Origin of the sequence: Burkholderia sp. 9120 (assembly GCF_000745015.1) — a bacterium.
Lineage (GTDB): Bacteria > Pseudomonadota > Gammaproteobacteria > Burkholderiales > Burkholderiaceae > Paraburkholderia.
The window spans coordinates 2,199,257-2,222,202 of record NZ_JQNA01000002.1 but is presented as its reverse complement, the minus strand read 5'-3'; the positions used below and the strand labels follow the sequence as shown (position 1 = coordinate 2,222,202).

Genomic DNA, 22,946 nt, shown 5'->3' with positions numbered 1-22,946 from the left:
CCCTCGACCCTGTCAGGGCGGCGTTTTGTTTGGCGGCGTGGAACGCTTGGAAGGCTTGATAAAGTCCCGCCGGGCTCAGCGCCCGTAGGGAATGCCGGTCGACTGAATCCAGCCCATCCAGTGAGCGAACAGGATGAACAGGAACAACGAGATCGACAGACCCACCCGCGTGGCGAGCGACCAGACCATCCGCTTGGTTTTGCCCTTGTCATGCATCATGAAATACAGCGCCGACACCATGCTGGCGATGATCAGGACGAAGGCGATGGGAACGAGAATGTGCATGGAAGCAGCTGAAACCCGAAAGCGCAGAGGCAAGGCGTTTATTATCGCACCGCGCGCCGGCGTTTGCCGTCGCTTCCAGGCGGCGTCGCGAGCGGTGACAGCGGAGTGCCGTCAATGAAATTCCGCCTCATTCCCGCGCTGCTGATTCTGCTGGTGATCGTGGTGACGGTGCGACTCGGTTTCTGGCAGCGCGATCGTGCGCATCAGAAAGAAGCGCTCGAGGCGCACATCTCGCAGTTCGAGAACGCGCCCGCGCAGACGCTGAGCGGTACGCCGGTGGCACTGAAGGACATCGAATTTCATCGGGTGAAAGCGCGTGGCAGTTTCGTCGCGGACAAGGTGGTCTACCTCGATAATCGTCCGTATAACGATCAGCCGGGCTTTTACGTCGTGATGCCTTTTAAACTGGCCGACGGCGGCTACGTGCTGGTCAATCGTGGCTGGCTGCCGCGCAACATGAATAATCGGGAAACCATCGCGCCGTACAGCACGCCGCAGGGCGAGATCCAGATCGAAGGCATTGCGCGGGCGGATGCCACGCGCGCGTTCGAGTTGGGGCAGGGCGGCTCGGCCGAGCATCAGTTGATCCGTCAGAATCTGGATACCGCCGCGTACGCCGCGGAAACCGGGCTGCCGTTGCAACCGTTCGTGATCCAGCAATTGAGCGACGACGGCGACAAGTTGGTGCGCGATTGGCCCGCGCCGGACAACGGCGTCGAGCGCAATTACGGCTACATGTTCCAGTGGTGGGGCATGGCCGCCGCCGCGCTGGTGTTCGGTCTGTATGCCGCGCGCCGGGCGGGCAGAAAAGCCCCGGTGTCCGGCGTATAACGCAAACACAGCACAAGCGGTTTCGCGAGAGCACGACGCAAACCGCGCATTCATTGAAGTGAGGTCCCGTAGTGTCGACGCAATCTCCCCGTACGCCGCAAGCCGGCAAACCCGCCGCACCGAAAGCGATGCCGGGCCAACCCAACGGCAAGGGCTCATGGCAACGTGGCCGCTGGATCCTGCTGCTGCTGGCGGTGATCTGCGCGGCGCCGATCGCCGTGTCGTATTTCACTTACTACGTGATCAAGCCGACCGGCGGCGGCACGAGTTACGGCACGCTGGTCGAGCCCCAGCGGCCGATTCCAGACTCGCTGACGGTCACCGGTGAAGACGGCAAGCCGCTCAAGCTCGAGTCGCTGCGCGGCAAGTGGCTGATGATCTCGGTCGACAACAGCGCGTGCGACAAAGCCTGCGTCACGAAGCTGTACTTCATGCGACAAATCCGCACAGCTCAGGGCCCGGAACGCGAGCGCGTCGTGCAAGTGTGGCTGCGCACGGATGCAGGCAATGTCGGTGACGTGATACAAAAGGCGTATCCCGACACCGACATGCTGATCGCCGATCCGGCCCAGGTCTCCGCCTGGTTGCCGACCGACACCGGCACCCAGGTGACCGACCACATTTATCTGGTCGATCCGAACGGCAATCTGATGATGCGTTTCCCGAAAGATCCGAACCCGAGCAAGATCAAGGGCGACGTGACCAAGCTGCTCAAATGGTCGAGCATCGGCTGATGCCGCAACCAGGGTAAGAGAGATGTTCGTACTGCAACTGGCCTTGATCGGCTTATGTATCGCGTTGTTGCCGCTGTCCTATGTGTGGGTCAAGGCCGACGACAACAAATTCCGCAAGCTGGTCTGGCTCACCACTTTCCTGACGCTCGATCTGGTGATGTTCGGCGGCTTCACGCGCCTCACCGATTCCGGGCTTGGCTGTCCCGACTGGCCGGGCTGCTACGGCACGTCGTCGCCGTTTATCGCGCATGCGGCGATCAGCGCGGCGCATCAGTTGATGCCCACCGGGCCGGTGAGTTTGACGAAGGCCTGGATCGAGATGATCCACCGTTACTTTGCGATGGCGATCGGCGTGTTGATCATCGCGCAGACGATCATTGCGTGGACCGCGCGTATCAAGCGCCGTCCGCTGCATGTGTCGCCGTGGTGGCCGACTTCGCTGCTGCTGCTGATCCTCGTGCAGGGTGCGTTCGGCGCATGGACCGTGACGATGAAGCTGCAACCGATCATCGTCACGACCCACCTGCTGCTCGGTCTCGCGCTGCTCGGCACGCTCGGCTGGCTGGCCGCGCGGCAAACGCCGCTGCCCGCCTACGAGCCCGAAGCCGCGCGCTGGCGCGTCGCGGCGCTCGCCGGCCTCGTGCTGCTGGTCGCGCAGATCGCGTTGGGCGGCTGGGTCAGCACGAACTACGCGGTGCTCGCCTGTACCGACTTCCCGACCTGCAACGGCCAATGGGTCCCGCCGATGGACTTCGCGCATGGCTTTCACCTGTGGCGCGCGCTCGGCATGACCGGCGACGGCGAGATGATCACGCAGGACGCGCTGGTCGCGATCCACTGGACGCATCGCACGTTTGCGATCGTGGTGGTCGCGTATCTGGTCTGGTTCGCGTTGAAACTGCGCCGTTTCGAGTCGCTGCGACGGCCGGCGAATGGCGTGCTGCTGGTGGTGCTGATCCAGTTCATCACCGGGTTGTCGAATATCGTTCTGCAATGGCCGTTGCCCATTGCAGTGGCGCATAACGGGGGGGCCGCGATCCTGCTGCTTCTGCTCGTTATGTTAAACTTTCGGATCGCTTATAGCCGTCCCGGCCGCGCCGCGCTTCCTGCGCGCGATGCCGCGCCAGCGTGACTCCACATGGACAGCACAACACTCTCCCAAACGCCCGGTAGCCGGGTCTCCCAGTATCTCGCCCTGACGAAACCGCGCGTCACGCAACTCGCCGTGTTCTGCGCCGTCATCGGTATGTTTCTGTCTACGCCCGGCATGGTGCCGTGGACCAAGCTGATCGGCGGCACTGTCGGTATCTGGCTGCTGGCCGGCGCCGCGTTCGCGATCAACTGTCTCGTCGAACAGAAAATCGACGCGAAGATGCGGCGCACGTCATGGCGTCCGTCGGCACGCGGCGAAATCACCACCCTGCAAATCCTGTCGTTCTCCGCCGTACTCGGCGGGCTCGGCATGTGGACGCTCTACACGTTTGCGAATCCGCTGACCATGTGGCTCACGCTGGCCACTTTCGTCGGCTATGCGGTTATCTATACGCTGTTGCTCAAGCCGGCCACGCCGCAGAACATCGTGATCGGCGGCGCTTCGGGTGCCATGCCGCCGGCGCTCGGTTGGGCCGCGGTCACCGGTCACGTGCCGGGCGACGCATGGATTCTCGTGCTGATCATTTTCGTGTGGACGCCGCCGCATTTCTGGGCGCTCGCGCTGTATCGCCGCAAAGACTACGAAAATGCCGGCCTGCCGATGCTGCCGAACACGCACGGCGAGCAGTACACGCGCCTGCATATTCTGCTGTACTCGGTGATCCTGTTCGCGGTCACGATGATGCCGTTCATCTCCGGCATGAGCGGCGTGGTGTACCTCGCGGCCGCTGTGCTGCTCGGCGCCCTATTCCTTGCGTACGCCTGGAAGATCTACCGGGAGTACTCGGACGATCTGGCGCGCAAGATGTTCCGTTATTCGATCGTCTATCTGTCGCTGCTGTTCGCCGCGCTGCTGATCGACCACTATGCGCGCGTCCTGATCGGCGCGTAACACCACACCATGTTCAAGAACCGCTTCGCACGCAGCACGCGTGCCGCTGTGATGGCTTGCGCGCTCGGCGCCGCGTTGATCGCCGCAGGCTGCGGCAAACAGCCGCCGGCGTTCACGAATCTCGACATCACCGGCAACACGCAATTCGGCAGTAACTTCTCGTTGCCCGACACGTCCGGCCAGGTTCGCACCATGGCCGACTACAAGGGCAAAGTGGTGGTGCTGTTCTTCGGCTACACGCATTGCCCGGACGTTTGCCCGACCACCATGGCCGAGCTTTCGCAGGCGCTGCAGCAACTTGGCCCAGACGCCGCGAAGCGCGTGCAGGTGCTGTTCGTCACCGTCGATCCCGAACGCGATACGCCAGCGTTGCTCGCGCAATATGTGCCGGCGTTCAACCCGACGTTCGTCGGCTTGCGTCCGGCGGATCAGGCGCAGCTCACCAAGATCACGAAAGACTTCCGCGTCTACTATGCGAAGGTGCCGGGCAAGACGCCGGACAGCTACACAATGGATCACACGGCCGCGAGCTACGTGTTCGATACCGACGGCAAGTTGCGTCTGTTCGCGCGCGACGGCCAGGGTGCAACGCCCTGGGTGCACGATATCAAGCTGCTGCTCGATTGATGCTGTGATGGAAGCGGGCGCGTGCTTGAAGCAGGTGCCCGTTTTTGACTCTGCGTCTCAGTTGAATTGGCGTCGCTTCAGACTTCAGCGCTTCAACCCCGCTCGCTTCATTCCTTCCGCCGTAACGCTCAGGCCGGCATCGGCAAATTCAAACCCGGCGCTAGCCGCGTCGCCTTGAACTCCGTCACCTCGTAGCGTGCGATCTGCTGCACCGCGAACGGGTCGCTGGCGAGAATCGCATCCAGTTTTTCACGCTCGACGCCCACCGCCAGAATGACGCCGCCATCGCGCGGCACCTTCGGTCCGGCCGCGACGAACACGCCGGCTTCGAACTGCTTTGTCAGAAACGCGCGATGCGCGTCGAGCACGTCGTCGACGCGTTCGAGCGATGCGATATAGCTCAGGTTGATGACGTACATGATGGTTCTCTTTTCTCCCAGGCGTCGATTATCGGTCAGCGGACGACTTATTGCGCGCGATCAACCCGAGCGCGCGAGACGCCGCAAAGCAATCAGTTTCCTTACAAGCTCCCTCAAGTTGGCCGCCTGCCATGCCGTTATAAATGGAGCAATCGTTTGCGGGCAGTCACGGTGACGAACCACGCGCCCGCATTCGCAAGCTGAAGCAAGCTGAAAACGGATCACACGAGAGAGACCATAACAATGAGCAGGATGAGTTTGAATCGCAAACTGTGGCTGTCGCTCGCACTTGTCTGGCTGGGTTTGCTCGGCGTCGGGCTGTGGAGCGCGGTCGAAACGCGTAGCACGATGCTGGCCGAGCGCAAGGCGGGCATGGTGAATCTCGTCGACGCGGCGCAGGGCGTCGTGAACGGCTATTACACGTTGTCGCAGGGCGGCAAGATGAGCGAGGCCGACGCGCAGCGCGAAGCGCTCGCCCGTCTCGCGACCATGCGCTACGGCGAATCCGGCTATCTGTTCGTGATGGATTCGAAGCCAGTTGTGCTGATGCATCCGACGTTGCCGCAAATGACCGGCAAACCCGTCGGCGATTTCAAGGACCCGGACGGCAAGCTGCTGTACGTCGCGATCGTCGACGCGGCCAAAGCAAGCGGCCGCGGCTTCGCCGAATATCGCGGACGTTTGCCGCACAGCGAAACGGCGGTGCCGAAGATCAGCTACGTGGTGCGTTTCGCGCCGTGGGACTGGAATATCACGAGCGGTGTGTTCATCAAGGACATCGACACCGTCTACTACGAGACCTTGGCGTTGCATCTGGCCGTGGTGCTGGTGATCGGCGCGATCATCACGCTTGCGATGTTGCTGATCATCCGCAACGTGCGCGCGAGCCTCGGCGGCGAGCCGGATCAGGCGGCGCGGATCGCGGCGAGCATCGCGCAAGGCGATCTGACGCAGGTCGTCGACGTGCGTCCGCAGGACACGACCAGCATGATGGCGGCGATGCACGGCATGCAGGACCGCTTGCAGCGGACCATCGGCGAGATTCGTCGGTCGTCGGAATCGATCGCGTCGGCGACGCAGCAGATTGCCGCGGGCAATAACGATCTGTCGCAGCGCACCGAGCAGCAGGCGGCTTCGTTGCAGGAGACCGCGGCGAGCATGGAAGAGCTGACCGCGACGGTCAAGCAGAACGCCGACAACGCGCGTCAGGCGAGCGGGCTCGCGCACAACGCGTCCGAAATCGCGACCCGCGGCAACGACGTGGTGAGCCGCGTGATCGGCACGATGGGCGAGATCAACGACAGCTCGCGGCAGATCGCGGACATCATCGGCGTGATCGAAGGGATTGCGTTTCAGACCAACATTCTCGCGTTGAACGCGGCCGTGGAAGCCGCGCGCGCCGGCGAACAGGGCCGTGGTTTCGCGGTCGTCGCGGGCGAGGTGCGCAGCCTCGCGCAGCGTTCCGGCACGGCGGCCAAGGAGATCAAGCAGTTGATCGGCGCGTCGGTGGAGCGCGTGCATAACGGCTCGACGCTGGTGCAGCAGGCCGGCACGACGATGGGCGAGATTCTGCAGGCCGTGCAGCGCGTGACCGACATCATGGGCGAAATCGCGGCGGCGTCTGAAGAGCAAAGCACGGGCATCGCGCAGGTCGGCCGCGCCGTCACGCAGATGGATGAAGTCACGCAGCAGAACGCGGCGCTGGTCGAACAGGCTGCGGCGGCCGCCGCTTCGTTGCAGGATCAGGCAGGCCGGTTGCGCGATACGGTGAGTGCGTTTCGGGTGAATGGCGGGGCGACGGTGGCGACGGGTTCATCGGTTTCGTTGGCTGCGACGCGACTGGCGGCGGTCACTTCGCGCGACGCCAAACCGGCGACGGCGCAAAGCGCTTCGAAGCGGGTCGCTAACGCGACGGGTTCGGCGCGGACTCATACGCCGGCATCGGCATCGGCATTGGTGCAGGTTGAACCGAAGCTGTCGGCGTCCGCTTCGGCGGCATCCACGGCATCGAATGCGACGGTAGCGAGCGCGAAGCCCGCCGCGAACTCCAGGCCAACGCCGGCACCGACGCGCGTCTTCGCCGAACCTGCAAAGTCCGCCTCCTCGGACGAGGACTGGACCACGTTCTAACGTAGCCGAAGCCGCAACCCAACCCAGCCGCGTGCCCATCCCGCACGCGGCCCCTCACGATGCATACCTATATGCGATCGTGATATTTCCCATCTCGCCGGGCATATGAGACCATTTGCGGTCCAGTTGGCGCCGCACTGCCAAAAGCAGCACGCGCGCCAACTTTCACCCGAATCTGACACCGATCAGAGCGTCGATCAGCCCATCGGATCGACTGGAACCAGCGAGAATCAAATGCAGCGCAGAAACATCCTCAAAGCCCTCTCCGCAGTGATCGCCGGCGCGGCGATCGTGACCAGCGTCGGCGCACATGCCGACGACAAAGTGATCAAGGTCGGCACCATCGGCGGCCCGGACGCGCAAATCTGGGAAGTCGTCACCAAGGTAGCGAAGCGCGAAGGTCTCAACGTGAAGGTCGTCGAATTCAACGACTACGTGCAGCCGAACGCCGCACTCGACGCGGGCGATCTCGACGCGAACAGCTTCCAGCATCAGCCCTACCTCGACAGCCAGGTCAAGCAACGCGGCTACAAGATCGTCAACGCCGGTCTCACGTACATCTCGCCGCTCGGCATCTACTCGAAGAAGCTGAAGTCGGTGAAGGATCTGCCGCAAGGCGCGAAGGTCGCGGTGCCGAACGACCCGTCGAACGAAAATCGCGCGCTGCTGTTGCTGCAGGCGCAAGGCGTGATCAAGCTGAAGGCCGGTGCCGGCACGAACGGCAATAACGCCACGCCGCTCGACGTCGCCGAGAATCCGAAGAAGGTCAAGCTCATCGAACTCGACGCCGCGCAACTGCCGCGTTCGCTGTCGGACGTCGACGCCGCCGTGATCAACACGAACTTCGCGCTGGCCGCCGGCCTGCAGCCGACCAAAGACGCGATCGCGCTCGAAGACATCCACAGCCCGTACGCGAACCTGATCGCCGTGCGCGCGCAGGACAAGGACAAGCCGTGGGTGAAGAAGCTGGTCGCCGCGTATCAGTCGGAAGAGGTGCGCCAGTTCATCAGGACGCAGTTCAAGGGTTCGATGGTGCCGTCGTTCTAAGCGGCTGAATCACCCGAGCCGTAGCAGGGGCGTGTGCCGACACAGCGCCGCCCGCTTCCGCAAGCCCATGAGCACCGCTCGACACGGGCAACAAAGCGAGCGCATCGAGCAGCGCAGCGTTCCGTGCTGCCGCCTCGCTTCTACAACTCCAATTCCCATCGCTCGATCGTCAGATCCCTGCCGAAGCGGCGCTCCGGCGCCGTGCCGGCCAGCGTAAAACCGACGCGCTCGCACAAGCGTCGTGGCTCGGCAAGCGAAAGCGCGGTGGTCAACGTGAGCTTCGTATAGCCCGCGCGCCGCGCGAAGCGCACACATTCGCCGATCAGCTGCGTGCCGATGCCGAGCCGCTGCAAATCCGGCTCGACCCACAACAGCCGCACGCCCGCCACCGTCGTCGACACGCCGACGATGCACACCGAGCCGACCACCACGCCTTCCTGATCGGCGACCCAGCACATCTCGCGCACCGGATCGCCACGCTGCGTGTAATCCGCGACGACCCGCGCGAGCAGCCCCTCGAACGAACGATCCCAGCCGTATTGCGCCGCAAACCACTGCGCCTGCCGATGCACGAGCCAGCCGCATTCGCCGGGACGCGGTTGCCGTAGCAGCACGAGTTCGTGCGACGGCTGGGCGCGCAACAGCCGCTCGATCAGCTTCATCGCACCGATCAACTGTTCCTGGGAGAGTGGCGTAAGACCTTCGAGCAGCGCCGACACTTCTTCGATCGCGGCGGTATCGAGCGGCGCGTAGGCCGCGTGGCCGTTGTCGGTGAGGGCGATCAGCGACTGCCGCGCATCCGTATCCGACGGGCGCCGCGTGATCAGATTGCGTCGTTCGAAGCTGGTCAGCAGGCGGCTCAGATAACCGCTGTCGAGGCCGAGCGCGCGCCCGAGCACCGAGGCCGTTTGCGCACGTCCACGGGAGAGTTCGTGCAGCACGCGCACTTCCGTCAGCGAGAACGCGCTCCTTGCCAAATGCTCATGCAGCGCGCCGATATGCTGGGTGTAGAAGCGGTTGAAATGGCGGACGGCCTGAGCGCGCCGCAGCGCCTCGGAATCTGTCAAATGCTGCTCCCCGGGGAATTTTTATGACCTCGTATCCAGCACTATATTGGAACGTATCCCATTAAAAAAGCCGCGCCGACCCCGAGGTAGACGCACTGGTATCAGACAGGTATCGAGCGCGGTTTTCATCAGACCAGTTGAGAGCCCGCATGGGCTCCGCCAACACGCTTTCAGAAGCCCGAATACGGGTAAGTCCTGGGCTCCGGAAAGCCCCGCCCAGCACCTTCAAAAATCGCGCAAACGCTTGCGGGATAAGGCTTTCAGGTGATCCAGACCAGCGTGATACCAGTTGATTGACTGGTATTATGTTGGTTATATAATGGGCTCTCATTTTTCGTTGGCCGACATCCCCGCAACGGCCCCCGGAGCCCCATGGAAACTCGCTGGTCCGCACTGATGCCTGACGCTCGCAACGTCACGCCGCTCTATTTGCAGCTCGCGCGCAATCTGGCGACGGCGATCCATTGTGGCGTCTGGTCGGCGGGTGAGGCGCTGCCGTCGGAGCGCACGTTGTCGGACGCGATCGGCGTGTCGCGCATCACCGCGCGCAAGGCGATCGAACTGCTGGTCGAGCAAGGCTTGATCCGGCGCGCTCGCGGCGCGGGCAGCTTCATTACGCCGCGGGTCGAAGATCCGCTGTCGCGTCTCACCGGTTTCACGAAGAAGATGCAGCAACGCGGTTTCCGGCCGGATTCGGTGTGGCTCGAGCGCGATATCCGCGCCGCCAATCGGGACGAACTGGTGCATCTGGGTCTGTCGCCCGGCGCGGCGGTGGCGAGTTTGCGGCGCCTGCGGCGCGCGGACGGCATCGTGATGGCGGTCGAGCATTCCGCGCTGCCGGCGGCGATCGTGCCCGACCCGCAAGCGATCGGCGTGTCGCTCTACGCGCATCTGGAACAACGCGGCCAGGCCGTGGTCCGTGCATTGCAGCACTTCCGTGCGGTCAACGCGTCGAGCGAGATTGCTTCGCTGATGGATATCGAACCGCGCTCCGCGCTGCTGGTCATTACCCGTATCGGCTATAGCGCGGACCAGCGCGCCATCGAACTGACCGACACCTATTGCCGCGACGATTACTACGACTTCGTCGCTGAATTGCGAACCTGACTGGCTGATCTGCCGGCGAGCCGCGAGGCCCACCGGGCGACGCGGCGACATCGAGCGCGATTCAGCCACACCCCGTATTACGCCTGACCAGAGAGACTCATGCTGACCGGAAACATACTCACCACCGATGGGTGGATTCACGGCACGCTCGAATACGAAAACGGCCGCATCACGGCACTGACCGGCGTTCGCGCCGATCCGTCGACGAACGACGCGCCGTACATCCTGCCCGGCTTCATCGATCTGCACGTGCATGGCGGCGGCGGTTCCGACGTGATGGAAGCCGGCGACGCGATCGAAACGATCACCCGCACGCATGCGCGCTACGGCACCACCAGCCTGCTGGCCACCACCATGACCGCGCCGCGCGACGAACTGATGGCCGTGGTCGCCGGTCTCGGCGATGTCGCGCGAATCCGCACGCCAGGCGGCGCGCGCGTGCTCGGCGTGCATCTGGAAGGGCCGTACATCAACCCCGGCAAACTCGGCGCGCAACCGGACGCCGCGGTCTCCGCGGTGATGGACGAAGTGCTGAAGTATCTGTCGATCGCGCCGATTCGCGTGGTCACGCTGGCGCCGGAAATTGCCGGTCACATGGAGATCATCTCCGCGATGGCGGCGCGCGGCGTGCGCGTGCAGCTCGGCCATTCGCTCGGCACCTACGACGACGCCGTCGCCGCGCTCAAGCACGGCGCCTGCGGCTTCACGCATCTGTTCAACGCGATGTCGCCGCTGCATCACCGCAATCCCGGCCTCGTCGGCGCCGCGCTCGCGCACGCCGAATTCGCCGAAATCATTCCCGATCTGCTGCACGTGCATCCGGGCGCGATCCGCGCCGCGTTGCGCGCGATTCCGCGTCTGTATGTGGTGACGGACAGCACCTCGGCCACCGGCATGCCGGACGGCGAATACCGCCTCGGCAGCCAGCACGTCACCAAGTGCCTCGGCGGCGTGCGTCTCGCCGACGGCACGCTCGCCGGCAGCACGCTGACCATGGATCAGGCGCTGCGCAATCTCGTCTCGATCGGCCTGCCGATCGCCGATGTATCAAACCGTTTGTCGCGCTACGCCGCCGACTATCTCGGCATCGAAGACCGCGGCCGCATCGCGCGCGGCGCGTGGGCCGATGTGGTCGTGTTCGATCGTGAACTGGCGTTGAGCGCGACTTACGTCGAAGGAGAAGCAATTGTCGAATATGCTTAAAGAGGCGCTGGCGTCCGCTGAAACGGTCGCCGCGCAACTCACGGACACCTCGCGCGTGGAGGCTTTGGCCGCGAAGCTTGCGCAGCAGCCGCGCCATGTCGCGCTCACCGTCGCGCGCGGCAGCTCGGACCATGCGGCGAGCTACTTCGCCAGCCTGACCATGAGCCGCCTCGGCGTGCCGGTCGCGTCGCTGCCGATGTCGGTCGCGACGCTTCAGCAGGCGCCGCTGCAAGTGCGCGATCAGCTCGCGCTGGCGTTCTCGCAATCGGGCAAGAGCCCGGATCTGGTCGGCACGATGCAAGCGCTCCGCGAAGCCGGCGCGCTGACCGTCGCCGCGGTGAACGCGCCGAACTCGCCGTTGGCCGATGCGTGCGAATGGCATCTGCCGCTCGTCGCCGGTCCGGAACTGAGCGTCGCGGCCACCAAAAGCTATATCGCGATGCTGTCGATCTCCGCGCAACTGGTCGCGCATTGGCAGCAAGACGCCGACCTCCTCGCCGCATTGAACACGCTGCCCGACGCGCTGCAAACGGCGGGTACGCTCGACTGGTCGAAGGCCGTCGACGAATTGCGCGGCGTCGAACGCATGATCGTGATCGGCCGTGGTCTGGGTCTCGCGATCGCGCAGGAAGCCGCCCTCAAGCTGAAGGAAACCTCCGGCATTCAGGCCGAAGCGTTTTCGAGCGCGGAAGTGCGTCATGGTCCGATGGAATTGATTGACCGCGACTATCCGCTGCTGGTGTTCGCGCCGCGCGGACCCGAGCAGGCCGGCCTGCTGCAACTCGCCCGCGACATGCGCGCGCGGGGCGCCAACGTGCTGCTCGCGGCGCCCGCCGACGTGGCGGAAGCCACGCTGCCGCTCGCGACTACCGCTCATGCGGCGCTCGATCCGATCGCCGCGATCCTGTCCTTTTACGTGATGGCCGCCGGCCTTGCCGCCGCACGCGGGCGCAATCCCGATGCGCCGCGCCATCTCAACAAAGTCACCGAAACTCACTGACGAGAAATCAGATGCGACGTGTCGAGGAGTCCCGCTTGATGAGCCCCACTGCAGGCCATATTGTTTTGCTCGCGCCGATGACCGGTCCGGTCGTGCCGCTGGCGAAGGTGCCCGACCCTGTGTTTTCGGGCGGCATGTTCGGCGACGGCATCGGCGTCGATCCGCTCGAGGGGCGACTCGTCGCGCCGTGCGACGGCACCGTCACGCATCTCGCGCGCACGGGTCATGCGGTCACGCTGGCCACCGCCGAAGGCGCGGAGATCCTGCTGCATATCGGTATCGACACAGTCGAACTGAACGGCAAGGGTTTTGCGCCGATGGTCGCGCAAGGCGCCCATGTGCGTGCCGGCGACATCCTGATCGAGTTCGATCAGGACCAGGTCGCGCTGAATGCGCCGAGCCTCGTGTCGGTGATCGCGATTGCCAATTCGGATGCGTTCGAAATCGTCGAACGCGTGGAAGGCGGCATGCTGAAGGCCGGCGAAACGCCGCTGCTGGTGCTGCGTGCCCGCGACGGCGCAGTCGCCGAAGCGTCGCGCCAGGCGAGTGCCACGAATGTGACGGAAGAAGCGCGTCAGCAGGTCACGCTGGTTCACGCGGGCGGTTTGCATGCGCGTCCGGCGGCGCGTGCCCGTGAAGCGGCACGCGGTTTCGACGCGCGCGTCGAAGTGCGTTACGAAGGACGCAAGGCGGCGATCGAAAGCGTGGTCGGTTTGCTCGGCCTGGGTGCGGGCGAAGGTGCGACCGTCGAGTTGCTCGGCGTCGGCCCGCAAGCCAAGGCCGCGATCGAAGCGATCGCCCATGAATTGACGCGTGAAGCGCACGGCGAAGTCGAAGAGAAGCCGGCACGTCAAAGCTCGCCCGCGCCGCAAGCGGTGGCGCGTCCGGCGGGTGAAGCGCTCGCGCCGAATACGCTCGCGGGTGTGTGCGCGGCGCCGGGCGTCGCGGTCGGCAAGCTGGTGCGCTGGGACGACGCGGACATCGATCCGCCGGAGAAGGCGAACGGCACGTCGGCGGCGGAAAGCCGTTTGCTCGACAAGGCGATTGCCACCGTCGACGCCGACCTCGGCACGACGGTGCGCGATGCGTCGCAACGCGGCGCGGTCGGCGAGGCGGGGATTTTCGCGGTGCATCGCGTGTTGCTCGAAGATCCGACGCTGCTCGACGCGGCGCGCGATCTGATCAGCCTCGGCAAGAGCGCCGGTTTTGCGTGGCGCGATGCGATTCGCGCGCAGATCGCGATCCTGTCGAATATTGAAGACGCGTTGCTCGCCGAACGTGCCGCCGATCTGCGCGACATTGAAAAGCGCGTGCTGCGTGCGCTGGGTTATACGAACGCGGCGGCACGTGTGCTGCCGGAAGAAGCCGTGCTCGCGGCGGAAGAATTCACGCCGTCGGATCTGTCGACGCTGGATCGCTCGCGCGTCACGGCACTGGTGATGGCACGCGGCGGGGCGACCTCGCACGCGGCGATTCTCGCGCGTCAGGCCGGGATTCCCGCGCTCGTCGCAGTCGGCGATGCCTTGCACGCGATTCCCGAAGGCACGCAAGTCGTGGTGAACGCGACCACCGGCCGTCTGGAATTCGCGCCGACCGAAGTCGATGTGGAACGTGCTCGCACGGAACGCAGCCGCCTCGCTAACGTGCGTGAAGTGAACCGCCGCACGTCGCAGCAAGCCGCCGTGACCGCCGACGGTCGCGCGATCGAAGTAGCCGCGAACATCGCCACGCTCGACGACGCCAAGATCGCCGTCGACAACGGCGCCGATTCCGTCGGCCTGTTGCGCACCGAACTGCTGTTCATTCACCGCGCGGCGGCACCGACCACGGACGAACATCGGCAGAGCTATCAGTCGATCGTCGACGCGTTGAGCGGCCGCACCGCGATCATTCGCACGCTCGACGTCGGCGCCGACAAGGAAGTCGATTACCTGACGCTGCCACCCGAACCGAATCCGGCGCTCGGCCTGCGCGGCATTCGCCTCGCGCAAGTGCGCCCGGATCTGCTCGACGATCAGTTGCGCGGTCTGCTGGCTGTGCAGCCGCTCGGCGCCGTACGCATTCTGCTGCCGATGGTGACCGACGCCGGCGAGTTGATCCGCATCCGCAAACGTATCGACGAATTCGCCCGCGAACTGGGCCGCACGGAGCCGATCGAAGTGGGCGTAATGATCGAAGTGCCGTCGGCGGCGTTGTTGGCCGATCAACTGTCGCAGTACGCGGACTTTCTGTCGATCGGCACCAACGATCTGACGCAGTACACGCTCGCGATGGACCGCTGCCAGGCCGACCTCGCCGCGCAAGCCGACGGCTTGCATCCGGCCGTGTTGCGCCTGATCGCGGCCACGGTAGAAGGCGCGGCGAAGCACGGCAAGTGGGTCGGCGTGTGCGGCGCGCTGGCGGGCGATCCGGTGGCGATGCCGCTGCTGGTCGGCCTCGGCGTGACCGAACTGTCGGTCGATCCGGTGTCGGTGCCGGGCATCAAAGCGCGCGTGCGCAATCTCGATTATCAGTTGTGTCGCCAGCGCGCCCAGGATGCCTTGGCGCTCGAATCGGCACAGGCGGTAAGAGCAGTAAGCCGCGAAACCTGGCCGCTGGACTGAGCACTACATAGTCCGCAGCCAGCTTCGCACAACGATGACGTGTAGCTAGAAAATTCAACGACAAACAGTCGACCACGAGACTAAGGATTGGAGGTATCGATGGATGGGAATCCGTTTCTGAAGATTCAGCGCCTGGGACGCGCGCTGATGCTGCCGATTGCGGTGCTGCCGGTTGCCGGCCTGCTGCTGCGCCTCGGCCAACCTGATGTGTTCAACATCAAGATGATCGCCGACGCCGGCGGCGCGATTTTCGACAACCTGCCGCTGCTGTTCGCAATCGGCGTGGCGGTCGGCTTCGCGAAAGACAACAACGGTGTGGCGGGTCTCGCGGGCGCGATCGGTTATCTGATCGAAGTCGCGGTGATGAAGGACATCAACGACAAGCTCAACATGGGCGTGTTGTCGGGGATCATCGCGGGTGTTGTCGCGGGCTTGTTGTACAACAAGTACAAGGACATCAAGCTGCCCGATTACCTCGCGTTCTTCGGAGGGAAACGCTTCGTGCCGATTGTCACGGGGCTGGTCTGCCTGGTGCTCGGCATAGCGTTCGGGTACGTGTGGCAACCGGTGCAAGCCGTGATCGATACGGCCGGCCATTGGCTGACCACCGCGGGTGCGCTCGGCGCGTTCGTGTTCGGCGTGCTGAACCGTCTGCTGCTCGTCACGGGTCTGCATCACATTCTCAATTCGCTGACGTGGTTCGTGTTCGGCACGTTCACGCCGCCGGGCGGCGTCGCGGTGACGGGCGACCTGCACCGCTTCTTCGCGGGCGACCCGACTGCCGGTACGTTCATGACGGGCTTCTTCCCGATCATGATGTTCGGTCTGCCGGCCGCGTGTCTGGCCATGTTCCATGAAGCGCCGAAGGAACGCCGTGCGATGGTTGGCGGCTTGCTGTTCTCGATGGCGCTGACCTCGTTCCTGACGGGCGTGACCGAGCCGATCGAATTCAGCTTCATGTTCCTCGCGCCGGTGCTGTATGTGATTCACGCGCTGTTGACCGGCTTGTCGCTTGCGATCTGCTCGGCGCTCGGCATCCACCTCGGCTTCACGTTCTCGGCCGGCGCGATCGACTACGTGCTGAACTACGGCCTGTCGACGAAGGGCTGGATGGCGATTCCGATCGGTATCGTGTATTCGGTGGTGTATTACGGGCTGTTCCGCTTCTTCATCCGCAAGTTCAACATGGCGACGCCGGGTCGCGAACCCGCTGCCGCTGACGAGCAGGTCGGATCGTTCGAGGCCGGCGGTTTCGTTTCGCCGGTGGCCGGTGCGGCAGTGCCGCGTGCGCAGCGGTATATCGCGGCGCTGGGTGGCGCGGCGAATCTGTCGAACGTGGATGCTTGCACGACACGTTTGCGTTTGTCGGTGGTCGATTCGAATCTGGTCTCCGAGAACGATCTGAAGACGATCGGCGCGCGTGGTGTGCTCAAGCGCGGTTCGGGCAATGTGCAGGTGATCATCGGGCCGGAAGCGGACATCATCGCGGATGAAATTCGTACGGTGATCGCGCAGGGTGGTGGTGAGGCGGTGAGGGCGGCGAGTGTTGCGCCTGCTGCTGCGCCGGTGGCTGCTGCGGCGGTTGCGGGTGGGCACGGTGGTCCGCTCGACCCGGATCCGCTGCGCTGGCTCGCCGTGTTCGGCGGCGCGGGCAACGTGGTGTCGCTGGATGCGGTCGCGGCAACGCGTTTGCGTGTGGTCGTGCGCGATCCGTCGGCTGTGGATCGTCAGCGGCTCGCTACGCTCGATACGGCATGGATCTCGGCGGATACGTTCCATATCGTAGTGGGCGATTCGGCGCAGCGCTATGCGGCGGTGCTGGCGACGCGTATGTCGTCAAATGGCGGCGCTGCTTCGCCTTTGCCGGCGTGATGCGGTGATGGCGTAACTGCGTCGTAACGGAGTGGGGCGGCTCGCGCCGTCCCGACTCAAGCCGACGCAGCACGCAGCAATAAAAAACGGCACCTTGAGTTTCTTCAAGGTGCCGTTTTTGCGTTAACCGACCGGCTTCATCGCAGCCGGTCCACATCGCCTCAGCGCGTCTTAACCTTAGCTTCCACCGGCTTGCGCGACTCCAGCCACATCACATTGATGATGCCGAACGCCAACGCCACGCCGATCCCAAGCAGCCAACTGAAATACCACATCACAAACTCCCATTAAAAGCGTAGTGCCGGTCAATACATCGAATGCTGGTTTTCTTCGAGTGCTGCGGCGGTCACCTTGCCGCGCATCACGCGATACACCCAACTGGTGTAGATCAGAATCAGCGGCAGGAAGATGATGACGGCCACCAGCATGATCTGCAGCGTCATGCGGCTCGACGTCGAATCCCACACGGTGAGACTGCTGCGACCGTCGAGCGACGAAGGCATGATGAACGGGAACATCGAAAAGCCCGCCGTCAGAATCACGCCGATGATCATCAGCGAGGTCGCCAGAAACGCGCTCTTCTCGAACCGCGAGCGCGCCAGCAGCAAAGCCAGCACACCGCCCACCAGACCCGCCACCGGCGCGGCGACCATCCACGGATAGTTCGCGTAGTTGGTGAGCCACAACCCAGGCGCGCCGATCACGTTCTTCATCAGCGGGTTAGCGACGGAATCGAGCGGCGGCGCGTCGATCACCTGATAGCCACCGATCACCGTCGCGATCAACACACCGGCAATCAGGAACAGCACCACGCCCACCAGCGACGCGATCCGCAGCGCGAGCGAGGCCCGCTCGGCCACCACGCCGTCCGACTTCATCTTCACGAAGGCCGCGCCGTGCGCCGCCAGCATCGACACGCTCACCAGTCCGCACAACACCGCGAACGGATTGAGCAACGCGAAGAAGCCGCCGTGATAGGTGACGCGCAGGTCGGTATCGAACGAGAACGGCACGCCTTGCAGCAGGTTGCCGAACGCGACGCCGATCACCAGCGAAGGCACGAAGCCGCCGACGAACAGCGCCCAGTCCCATGCACTGCGCCAGCGCGGGTCTTCGCGTTTGCTGCGGTAGTCGAAGCCGACCGGCCGGAAGAACAGCGAGAACAGCACCAGCAACATCGCGAAGTAGAAGCCCGAGAACGAGGCCGCGTACACCAGCGGCCATGCCGCGAACATCGCGCCGCCGGCCGTGATGAACCACACCTGGTTGCCTTCCCACGTCGCGCCGACCGTGTTCACGACAATGCGTCGCTCGGCGTCGGTCTTCGCGATGAACGGCAGCAGAATCGCCGCGCCCATGTCGAAGCCGTCGGTGAGCGCGAAGCCGATCAGCAGCACGCCGATCAGCACCCACCAGATCAGTTTGAGGGTTGCGTAATCCATGATGATCTTTTCCCTTGATGCTCAGTGGCGGCGCATCAGGCGGCCGTGTTGGTCGGCAGCGGCTGATTCAGCGGCTGTTCCAGTTCGTGGTGGTAGCGGCCCGTATGCAGCGACGACGGTCCCAGGCGCGCGTACTTGAACATCAGCATGATTTCGATGATGAACAGCACGGTGTAGAACACCACGAAGCCGCCGATGCTCAGATACAGATCGGTCGGCGTCAGGCTCGACACGGACAGGTTGGTCGGCAAGATGCCGGCAATCGTCCACGGTTGACGGCCCACTTCCGCGACGATCCAGCCGAACTCGGCCGCGAGCCACGGCAACGGAATCGCCCACACGGCCCAGCGCAGGAACCAGCGACGCTTTTCCAGCAGCAACGAGCGTTGCGCGCAGAACCAGAACGCCGTCACGAAGGTTGCAAGGAACAGGATGCCGAGGCCCACCATCAGACGGAACGAGAAGAATACGGGGGCGACCGGCGGAATCGTCTTCTTCGCCGCCTGGACGATCTGGTCCGGTGTGGCGTCGGTGACGTTCGCGGTGAACTGCTTGAGCATCAGGCCGTAGCCGAGGTCTTTCTTGTGCGCGTCGAAGGCGGCTTTGGCTTCGTCGGTGGCGTCGCCCTGCTTGAGCTTTTGCAGCGCGGCGTAGGCCAGCATGCCGTTCTTGATGCGCACTTCGTTTTGCGCCATCAGGTCTTTCAGGCCGACCACGGGTTCATCGACCGAACGGGTGGCGATCAGGCCGAGCGCGTACGGAATCCGGACCGCGTAGTCCGTGCGTTCTTCCTTCTGATTCGGAATACCGATGATCGTGAACGGTGCCGGTGCCGGCGCGGTGTCCCATTCGGATTCGATCGCGGCCAGTTTCACCTGCTGGACTTCACCGGTGCGATAGCCGGACTCGTCACCGAGCACGATCACGCACAGCGTCGATGCCAGACCAAAGCCGGCGGCAATCGCGAACGAGCGCAGCGCGAACTCGGTGTCGCGGCGCTTGAGCAGATACCACGACGACACGCCGAGCACGAACATCGACGCTGTCACATAACCGGCCGACACGGTGTGCACGAACTTCACCTGCGCGACCGGGTTGAACAGCACGGAGAAAATGCTGTCGAGCTCCATCCGCATGGTCTGGTAGTTGAAGGTGGCGCCGACCGGATTGTTCATCCAGCCGTTGGCCACCAGAATCCACAACGCGGACAGATTCGAGCCGAGCGCGACGAGGAACGTGACCATGACGTGCTGCACTTTCGAGAGCCGTTTCCAGCCGAAGAAGAACAGCCCCACGAAGGTCGATTCCAGGAAGAACGCCATCAGGCCTTCAACGGCGAGCGGCACGCCGAAAATATCGCCGACGTAATGCGAGTAGTACGACCAGTTGGTGCCGAACTGGAATTCCAGCGTGAGCCCGGTGGTCACACCCATCGCGAAGTTGATCCCGAACAGCTTGCCCCAGAACTGGGTCATGTCCTTGTAGATCTGCTTGCCGGTCATCACATAGACGGATTCCATGATGACGAGCAGCCACGACAGGCCGAGCGTGAGCGGCACGAACAGAAAGTGATAAAGCGCCGTGATGGCGAACTGGAGGCGCGATAGTTCTACGACTTCGCTAACGGGCATGTTGATCACCTTGGGACGAATGCGAGGCAGGCACGGACAGCAGCATCTGCGCGACTTGTTCAGGCGGCAGCGACATATGCTCCGCCTGCGGATGATTGAAAAATGCGTATTTGAGCGCCATCAGCAGTGCAAATTTGATGGCGAGGACGATGGCGATGTCCCGCGCCAACGTCGGACCGCGCACCCAGCGGTCGAACCGTTTTCGCAGGTTCGAGCGGGGGCGGCTGTTGCGTTTGAGGGCTATGGTCATGATCGGTCGAAGGCGACTTCACGCCGGTGAGTCCGGCTGGATCCAGGCCGCTTCGAGCGGTCTGGCGAGTGCATCCCGATTCTAGGAGCAGAACCCTATGCGCATCATTTAAGCGCTGCGGCATTGGGTCGCTAGGCTCGCCCCGTCTGAACAGTATTGCTATCTGGTTTGTGTTACGTCAAGAAAACGTATGCCGGGTGGGCAAGGCCACGAAAGGGGTTGAGCGCAGTGAAGGCGTCGCCGCGCGGACGAAAAAAAGCCCCGCCGTCTTGCGAGGGCGGGGCTTTGCGGCCAGTTGGCGTTGGCCTGGCGGCGTGCCTTTTTTGCGAAGGTTTTAAGCCTTACGCATATTCGGTCAGCGCGCCGCGCATCTTCTTCATGGCGCTGGCTTCGATCTGGCGAATCCGTTCCGCCGATACGCCGAACTCGTCGGCGAGTTCGTGCAGCGTCGAGCCGCCCGAACCGTCGTCTTCCACCTTCAGCCAGCGTGCCTCGATGATGCGGCGGCTGCGGGCGTCCAGTGCGTCCAGCGCGCTCGCGATACCGTCGCTTTGCAGCTTGTCGCGCTGGCGCGAAGCCAGCACGGCGGTCGGTTCGCTATGCGAGTCGGCCAGATAGGCGATCGGCGCGTACGCTTCTTCACCGTCTTCAACCTGGCCTTCGAGCGCGATATCGCCGCCCGACAAACGCGTTTCCATTTCGGAGACTTCTTCGCGCTTCACGTTCAGCTCTTTGGCCAGATCGTCGATCTGGTCCGGCGTGAACGCGCCCAGTCCCTGCTTGTGGCTGCGCAGGTTGAAGAACAGCTTGCGTTGCGCCTTGGTGGTGGCGACCTTCACCATCCGCCAGTTGCGCAGAATGTATTCGTGGATCTCAGCCTTGATCCAGTGCATGGCGTACGACACGAGGCGCACGTTCTGCTCCGGGTCGAAGCGCTTCACGGCCTTCATCAGGCCGATATTGCCTTCCTGGATCAGGTCGGCGTGCGGCAGGCCGTAACCGAGATAGTTGCGCGCGATCGACACGACCAACCGCAAGTGCGACAGCACCATACGGCGCGCGGACTCGAGGTTGTCCTGCTCGCGAAATTCGGTGGCGAACTGGCGTTCTTCCGCCGGCGTCAGCATCGGAATCCGATTAACGGCCTGGATGTAGGCGTCGATATTGCCCAGTTGACCGGGCAGCAGCGAGGAATGCGAGAGCGCCAGTGCACCTGCCGAAGCGGCCTTAGCCGCCGACGGGCTCAGAGTACTCGGAAGGGTCATTGCATGGCTCACGTGGAAAACTCCTTTGGAATCAGACAAAAGCGTATTCAGGTAAACGACTCCAGCGTTGGATGTTAGCACTCTGATTTCCCGAGTGCTAATACTTAGAGGCCGTAGGGACATCCAAGTTCCGTAAATCCCTATTGAAATTTGGATTTCAATAGCCATGATACGCTTCCCGCGCAGGCCATGCTCGAGTCGTATAACTTACCTGACAATTCGCCTTCACTCTTATAACTGACCGATTTTTGCTGATTTTGAAGTGACTAATTGTGAAAACTTAGGTTTCTTCATACGATCCATCGATCCGACTTTGTCTTTAGAATAAGGGAACGGTTGCAGATTCTTTAACGTTCGGCGGAGATCGGGTGTTAGATGAACAATAAGAACGATGTGTTGCGTGGTCTGGCGCTAAAAGCCGCGTGTGCGGCGTTGTTGATCGGCGCTTCGGCGGCGGCTTCGGCCGACCAGTTCGGCGTGCAGATCGCCGGCGGTCTCGGCGACCGGCACGTCAAGAAACTCGATCTCGGCTTCGTCTGGGATCCGAATCTGACCTGGTGGCAGATCGGCGACTGGCATTTCTCGCTGATCGGCGAAGCGCACGTGGCCTGGTGGCACACCAACGAAGGCAATGTGCACGACAACATCGGCGAAGTCGGTGTGACGCCGATCATCCGCTTCATCAAGGGAAGCGGGTCGCTGCGTCCGTACGCCGAACTGGGCGCGGGCATCCGGCTGCTGTCGAGTCCGCGGCTGTCCGAGAAGTTCACGCTCGGCACCGCGTTCCAGTTCGCCGACATGGCGGGCGTGGGCCTGCAGTTCGGCAGCCACCAGCAGTACCAGGCGGGCTACCGTTTCCAGCATGTTTCCAACGGTGGTATCAAAGAGCCGAATCCTGGTATAAATTTCCACCAGCTATATCTGCAATATAACTTCTGACGACCGTGGCCACGTTCGGCTCACCGGTGCGAGGGGCTGAGCGATGGTGGCAAAGATGATCGAAGCGATTCGCGGGCTCGAGCGAGAGCGCTTCCGTGCGATGGTCGACGGCGACGGGCCCTCGCTCGACGCGCTGCTCGCGGATAACGTCAGCTATGTCCATACGAACGGCAAGCGGGAAACGAAGCGGCAGTTCATCGACGGAATCACCGCCGGGCGGCGGCGTTACCGGCAGATCGAGGTGCAGTCGCAAGAGGTCCTGCCGGTCGGCCGCGAGACCTGCGTCGTGACCGGCCGTGCGTTGATCGAGATGGAAGCGAATAACGGCGCGCTGTTGTTTCCGATTGCCTACACGGCCATTCATACGCAGGAAGACGGGCAATGGCGGTTGATCGCGTGGCAGGCGACCCGTTGTGCAATCGAGTGAGCCTTGTGGGCTCACGCTTTATT

Annotated in this window: 22 protein-coding genes; 14 read left to right on the top strand and 8 right to left on the bottom strand. The window is 63.4% G+C overall.

Going from position 1 to position 22,946, the window contains the following annotated elements; all coding sequences use genetic code 11:
* Window positions 1–75 precede the first annotated feature (75 nt).
* On the bottom strand, window positions 76–285 hold the full coding sequence (locus FA94_RS18045) for a twin transmembrane helix small protein (RefSeq protein ID WP_007179452.1): 210 nt from the start codon (window positions 283–285) through the stop codon (window positions 76–78).
* Between the two features lie 114 nt (window positions 286–399).
* Between FA94_RS18045 and FA94_RS18040 the strand changes: the two genes are divergently transcribed.
* The 5 genes from FA94_RS18040 to FA94_RS18020 all read left to right on the top strand — a co-directional run bounded on the left by FA94_RS18040 (window position 400) and on the right by FA94_RS18020 (window position 4,521).
* Window positions 400–1,116: an SURF1 family protein gene (locus tag FA94_RS18040; RefSeq protein ID WP_035553660.1), complete on the top strand. Its 717-nt coding sequence runs from the start codon at window positions 400–402 to the stop codon at window positions 1,114–1,116.
* 71 nt (window positions 1,117–1,187) lie between these two features.
* On the top strand, window positions 1,188–1,850 hold the full coding sequence (locus FA94_RS18035) for a redox-active disulfide-containing membrane protein (RefSeq protein WP_035553658.1): 663 nt from the start codon (window positions 1,188–1,190) through the stop codon (window positions 1,848–1,850).
* Window positions 1,851–1,872: 22 nt separating this feature from the next.
* Entirely contained in the window at window positions 1,873–2,982 is a 1,110-nt protein-coding gene (locus FA94_RS18030) for a COX15/CtaA family protein (RefSeq protein WP_035553656.1), read from the top strand.
* Window positions 2,983–2,988: 6 nt separating this feature from the next.
* A complete protein-coding gene (gene cyoE, locus FA94_RS18025) occupies window positions 2,989–3,894 on the top strand; it encodes a heme o synthase (protein WP_035553653.1) in 906 nt (301 codons plus the stop codon).
* A 9-nt stretch (window positions 3,895–3,903) separates the two neighbouring features.
* Entirely contained in the window at window positions 3,904–4,521 is a 618-nt protein-coding gene (locus FA94_RS18020; protein WP_035553650.1) for an SCO family protein, read from the top strand.
* Window positions 4,522–4,649: 128 nt separating this feature from the next.
* Here the strand turns inward: FA94_RS18020 and FA94_RS18015 are convergent, their stop codons facing one another.
* The gene (locus FA94_RS18015; protein ID WP_035553646.1) at window positions 4,650–4,940 is read right to left on the bottom strand and encodes a YciI family protein; all 291 of its coding nucleotides are present in this window, start codon (window positions 4,938–4,940) and stop codon (window positions 4,650–4,652) included.
* Window positions 4,941–5,192: 252 nt separating this feature from the next.
* Here FA94_RS18015 and FA94_RS18010 point away from each other — a divergent pair, with 252 nt between their 5' ends.
* Together FA94_RS18010 and FA94_RS18005 are read left to right on the top strand one after the other, a co-directional pair.
* Window positions 5,193–7,070: a methyl-accepting chemotaxis protein gene (locus FA94_RS18010; protein ID WP_035553645.1), complete on the top strand. Its 1,878-nt coding sequence runs from the start codon at window positions 5,193–5,195 to the stop codon at window positions 7,068–7,070.
* 234 nt (window positions 7,071–7,304) lie between these two features.
* On the top strand, window positions 7,305–8,117 hold the full coding sequence (locus FA94_RS18005; RefSeq protein ID WP_035553642.1) for a MetQ/NlpA family ABC transporter substrate-binding protein: 813 nt from the start codon (window positions 7,305–7,307) through the stop codon (window positions 8,115–8,117).
* A 140-nt stretch (window positions 8,118–8,257) separates the two neighbouring features.
* Here FA94_RS18005 and FA94_RS18000 read toward each other — a convergent pair whose 3' ends face one another.
* The gene (locus FA94_RS18000; RefSeq protein WP_035553641.1) at window positions 8,258–9,184 is read right to left on the bottom strand and encodes a bifunctional helix-turn-helix transcriptional regulator/GNAT family N-acetyltransferase; all 927 of its coding nucleotides are present in this window, start codon (window positions 9,182–9,184) and stop codon (window positions 8,258–8,260) included.
* Between the two features lie 372 nt (window positions 9,185–9,556).
* Between FA94_RS18000 and FA94_RS17995 the strand changes: the two genes are divergently transcribed.
* From FA94_RS17995 to nagE, 5 genes are all read left to right on the top strand, one after another.
* Window positions 9,557–10,291, top strand: a complete 735-nt coding sequence (locus FA94_RS17995) for a GntR family transcriptional regulator (RefSeq protein WP_035553637.1) — start codon at window positions 9,557–9,559, stop codon at window positions 10,289–10,291.
* A gap of 99 nt (window positions 10,292–10,390) precedes the next feature.
* Window positions 10,391–11,494, top strand: coding sequence for an N-acetylglucosamine-6-phosphate deacetylase (nagA, locus tag FA94_RS17990; protein WP_035553635.1), 1,104 nt, complete (start codon window positions 10,391–10,393; stop codon window positions 11,492–11,494).
* A complete protein-coding gene (locus FA94_RS17985; RefSeq protein ID WP_035553632.1) occupies window positions 11,487–12,494 on the top strand; it encodes an SIS domain-containing protein in 1,008 nt (335 codons plus the stop codon). Before nagA ends, FA94_RS17985 begins: the two co-directional genes overlap by 8 nt.
* An 11-nt stretch (window positions 12,495–12,505) precedes the next feature.
* Window positions 12,506–15,097 carry a phosphoenolpyruvate--protein phosphotransferase gene (ptsP, locus tag FA94_RS17980; RefSeq protein WP_051980636.1) on the top strand — a complete coding sequence of 864 codons (2,592 nt, stop codon included), beginning with the start codon at window positions 12,506–12,508 and terminating at the stop codon, window positions 15,095–15,097.
* Between the two features lie 99 nt (window positions 15,098–15,196).
* A complete protein-coding gene (nagE, locus tag FA94_RS17975) occupies window positions 15,197–16,969 on the top strand; it encodes an N-acetylglucosamine-specific PTS transporter subunit IIBC (protein ID WP_035553627.1) in 1,773 nt (590 codons plus the stop codon).
* A 161-nt stretch (window positions 16,970–17,130) separates the two neighbouring features.
* On the opposite strand, the gene cydX is transcribed toward nagE, so the two are convergent.
* The 5 genes from cydX to rpoH all read right to left on the bottom strand — a co-directional run bounded on the left by cydX (window position 17,131) and on the right by rpoH (window position 21,569).
* Window positions 17,131–17,244: a cytochrome bd-I oxidase subunit CydX gene (gene cydX / locus FA94_RS17970; RefSeq protein ID WP_035553624.1), complete on the bottom strand. Its 114-nt coding sequence runs from the start codon at window positions 17,242–17,244 to the stop codon at window positions 17,131–17,133.
* 30 nt (window positions 17,245–17,274) lie between these two features.
* The gene (gene cydB / locus FA94_RS17965; RefSeq protein WP_035553622.1) at window positions 17,275–18,411 is read right to left on the bottom strand and encodes a cytochrome d ubiquinol oxidase subunit II; all 1,137 of its coding nucleotides are present in this window, start codon (window positions 18,409–18,411) and stop codon (window positions 17,275–17,277) included.
* A 35-nt stretch (window positions 18,412–18,446) separates the two neighbouring features.
* Window positions 18,447–20,042, bottom strand: a complete 1,596-nt coding sequence (locus FA94_RS17960) for a cytochrome ubiquinol oxidase subunit I (RefSeq protein ID WP_035553619.1) — start codon at window positions 20,040–20,042, stop codon at window positions 18,447–18,449.
* Entirely contained in the window at window positions 20,032–20,292 is a 261-nt protein-coding gene (gene cydP, locus FA94_RS17955) for a cytochrome oxidase putative small subunit CydP (RefSeq protein WP_035553617.1), read from the bottom strand. Before cydP ends, FA94_RS17960 begins: the two co-directional genes overlap by 11 nt.
* 341 nt (window positions 20,293–20,633) lie before the next feature.
* Window positions 20,634–21,569 carry an RNA polymerase sigma factor RpoH gene (rpoH, locus tag FA94_RS17950; protein ID WP_035553615.1) on the bottom strand — a complete coding sequence of 312 codons (936 nt, stop codon included), beginning with the start codon at window positions 21,567–21,569 and terminating at the stop codon, window positions 20,634–20,636.
* Between the two features lie 363 nt (window positions 21,570–21,932).
* Here rpoH and FA94_RS17945 point away from each other — a divergent pair, with 363 nt between their 5' ends.
* Together FA94_RS17945 and FA94_RS17940 are read left to right on the top strand one after the other, a co-directional pair.
* Window positions 21,933–22,496 carry an acyloxyacyl hydrolase gene (locus FA94_RS17945; protein ID WP_035553613.1) on the top strand — a complete coding sequence of 188 codons (564 nt, stop codon included), beginning with the start codon at window positions 21,933–21,935 and terminating at the stop codon, window positions 22,494–22,496.
* A gap of 43 nt (window positions 22,497–22,539) precedes the next feature.
* Window positions 22,540–22,923 carry a nuclear transport factor 2 family protein gene (locus FA94_RS17940; RefSeq protein ID WP_035553611.1) on the top strand — a complete coding sequence of 128 codons (384 nt, stop codon included), beginning with the start codon at window positions 22,540–22,542 and terminating at the stop codon, window positions 22,921–22,923.
* Window positions 22,924–22,946 lie beyond the last annotated feature (23 nt).